The 854-nt window shown below is 53.2% G+C and carries 1 protein-coding gene; it reads right to left on the bottom strand.

Annotated features, from left to right (window positions below; genetic code table 11):
• Positions 1–15: 15 nt before the first annotated feature.
• Positions 16–776 (bottom strand): IS5 family transposase gene (locus C8024_RS07950; RefSeq protein ID WP_100095349.1). Its coding sequence is split into 2 segments (ribosomal slippage): positions 16–443 and positions 443–776, totalling 762 coding nucleotides; the frame shifts between segments, so codons are not numbered across the junction.
• Positions 777–854 lie beyond the last annotated feature (78 nt).

Below are 854 nucleotides of genomic sequence, written 5' to 3'. Positions count from 1 at the left end.
TAGGGTCAGGACTCATTAACTGAGCCAGAAGATGACGGTAGCTGCGATTGCGATGGCGGACATGAAGGTATGTGCGCATCGGTCATAGCGGGTGTGGATACGCCTCCAGTCCTTGATGCGTCCGAACATATTCTCGATTTTGTGACGTTGCCGGTAGAGGGTTTTGTCGAAGTCAGCGGGTAATATCCGTCCCTTTCGCGGCGGGATGCACGGCGTGATGCCTTTGGCCTGCAGGGCGGCGCGATACTCGTCGCTGTCATAGCCTTTGTCCCCGATCATGCAGAGGGCATGATCGGGTAGCGCGGAATATGTGAGCTTTGCACCGATATGATCGCTCATCTGCCCTTCGCTTAAACACAGGACCAACGGCCTGCCTGACCCGTCACACACGGCATGGAGCTTGGAGTTTAAGCCGCCCTTCGTTCTTCCGATATATCTGGAAACAGACCCTTTTTTAAAAGGCTGGCAGCGGTGCGATGCGCTTTCAAGTGCGTGGCATCAATCATCAGCACGTCATCGGCATCGCTGGTAGCTGCCAGAGCAGAGAATATCTTGTTGAACACACCCATACGGCTCCAGCGGATAAAGCGATTATAGATCGTCTTATGAGGGCCATAGGCTGCAGGGGCATCGCGCCAACGCAACCCATTACGGATCACGAAGACAATGCCACTCAATACACGCCGGTCATCAACTCTCGGAACTCCGTGCGATAACGGGAAATATGGCTCTATCCGGCGCATCTGCGCCTTGCTCAACATAAACAGATCACTCATCAGCGGCACCTCCTTTGATGCCACCATTGAATCAACCTTCTACCAATCATGCAAGCTATTTAATAGGTCCTGAACCTA

Origin of the sequence: Sphingopyxis sp. BSNA05 (assembly GCF_013265645.1) — a bacterium.
Classification (GTDB): Bacteria; Pseudomonadota; Alphaproteobacteria; order Sphingomonadales; family Sphingomonadaceae; genus Parasphingorhabdus.
The sequence above is the reverse complement of the archived record's forward strand: the minus strand, read 5'-3'. Positions and strand labels throughout refer to the sequence as shown.